Below are 2,280 nucleotides of genomic sequence, written 5' to 3' on the forward strand. Positions count from 1 at the left end.
CGAATCGACCGCGCAATTGTCGGGCATGCCGAACCAGCCATTGGCCGTCGTTGCCGTCGAGAAGGTGGCGCCGACATCGGCAACCGCCGGATCACCGCATTTCAGCAGCACTTCCCACTTGCCCTTGGCGGCGGTGAAATCACCGCCGTCCTCGGCGATCTCGATGATGTGGCCAAAGGCGTTTTCGGCGCGGGGGTTGGCGGCGTCTACCTGGTCGGCCTTGCGCTTCGAATTGTTGGTCAGCATGACATAGACCTTGCCGTTGATGGCATTGGGCTGGATGTCTTCGGGGCGGTCCATCTTGGTGGCACCGAGCAGGTCGGCGGCGCGGCGCGTCTCGATCAGCACGTCGGCCTGGCCAGTGAAACCGTTTTCAGCCGTCAGCGGTCCCTGGCCGAAGACGATCGGCAGCCATTCGACCGTGCCATCTTCGGCGAACCTGGCGACATGCAGCGTGCCATCATCGAGCAGGTCCCTGTTGGCGGCATGATCGTTCGGATCGAACGCGGCCTTGGTCACGAACTTGTAGACATAGTCGAAGCGCTCGTCGTCACCGAGATAGAAGACGACGCGGCCGTCCCTGGCGACAATCGATTCGGCGCCCTCATGCTTGAAGCGGCCCATGGCCGTGCGCTTCCTCGGCGTCGAGGTCGGGTCGTTGACATCGACCTCGACGATCCAGCCGAAGCGGTTGGCCTCATTGGGCTCCTTGGCGAGGTCGAAACGTTCGTAATGCGCCGCCCATTCATAGGCGCCTTCGGGAATGCCGAGACGCTTGTAGTTCGCGGCTTCCTTGTGGCCTTCCGGCAACTCGCCGGAGAAATAGCCATGGATGTTCTCCTCGGCCATCACATAGGTGCCCCAGGGCGTGACGCCGCCGGCGCAATTGTTGAACGTGCCGAACACCTTGGTGCCGGACGGATCGGCATTGGTCTTGACGCGGTCATGGCCGGCAACCGGACCGGCCAGCGCCATTTCGGTGTTGGAGGTGATGCGGCGATTGAGCTTGCCGTCGCGCACCACCTGCCATTTGCCTGATGTCTTGCGGATCTCGACGATGGTGCCGCCGTGAGCTGCCATCTCGACATCGACCTGCTCCTTCGAGAGGGGTGCGACTTCGGCCGACTTCTTGCCGTCCTTCTCGACGATTTTCACGATGCCCGGGAACATCAGATGCGGATTGGTGTATTCGTGGTTGACCACCAGCAGGCCATGTTCGGCCGAGCCGTCGATGGGGATGTAGCCGACATAATCGTTGTTGTAGCCGAACTGTTTCGCCTGGGCCTCGGCCGACTGTTTCGTCGGGTCGAAGTCGGGCGAATCGGCAAACAGCGGATCGCCCCAGCGCAGCAGTACATCGGCATCGTAACCCGGCGCGACGTGGTGCTTGTCGTCGATGCCGGCCTCGAGTTCGTCGAACGTGAAGGCCGAGCCTTCAGCGGCCCGGGCCTCGTCGGCGCTGATCAGCGCCAGCGGGCTGACGGTGGCGGCGATGGCCGAGACAGCCAGCGAACCCTTGAGGAAGCCGCGGCGCGAGAACCGCGCGGCGATGATCTCGCCCATGGTGCGGTTGTCGGAAGCGTTGATGGCCGGGCCGTCGTTTTCCTCGAGCAGGCTGGTGCGGAATCGGGTGTCGGGGGAGCGAAGGTCAGTCATGGCTTGCCTCTGGCTGTTGGATTGGCTGGAGCGTGGGTACCTGTTTGACCCCCTTATAATCGCCGGATCACATTTTCGTGACATCGGGAGACCTTTCAGACGCGACAGGCATTGCGCGCAGCGCTGGCTAAGCATTCCCGCAGACCGGAACTGCTCCAGAATCGCCGGTTCGAGATGAAAGGAGACCTTAGGCGGCATCTTGGCCGCGCATCCTGCGACGGCGGACGACATCAGTCGTTTGCAAAAAACAGATCAACGGGCAACTGCACCCTCGACAAGTCACCTCCGCCGCCCCCGGCGGAGGTGACTTGATGTTCGGCGTCTGCGGTCGTCAGGCATCGGGAAAGCCAGTCTCCCGTTTAGCGATGGCGGTCACGGCGCCGTTCATGCGAAGCTAATGTAGCATATACTTGGGACTTTAGTCCAACCTTGCGCTTGCAATGGTCCTGGTTGACAACCGCAACGGTCGGAGGTCGCTTCCGGGCGCCGCGTCTTTCGGCAATGTTGGTTGCACTGCAACGTTGGGGTGGGGCGCGCCGGGCTCAGTCGTCGGAGATCAGAATGCACAGATCGGTCACGACCCGTTGTTGCCGGCTGGCGCTCAAATCGGCAGCGGCGCTGGTG

Annotated in this window: 1 protein-coding gene; it reads right to left on the reverse strand. The window is 62.4% G+C overall.

The features are described from left to right. The coding region (locus ENZ75_RS29220) for a PhoX family phosphatase (RefSeq protein WP_164888092.1) at window positions 1-1,656 on the reverse strand (1,656 nt) is incomplete at its 3' end. Between the last annotated feature and the right edge of the window lie 624 nt (window positions 1,657-2,280).

The sequence above is a fragment of the Mesorhizobium sp. M7A.F.Ca.CA.002.04.1.1 genome (genome assembly GCF_004022805.1).
GTDB lineage: Bacteria > Pseudomonadota > Alphaproteobacteria > Rhizobiales > Rhizobiaceae > Mesorhizobium > Mesorhizobium ciceri.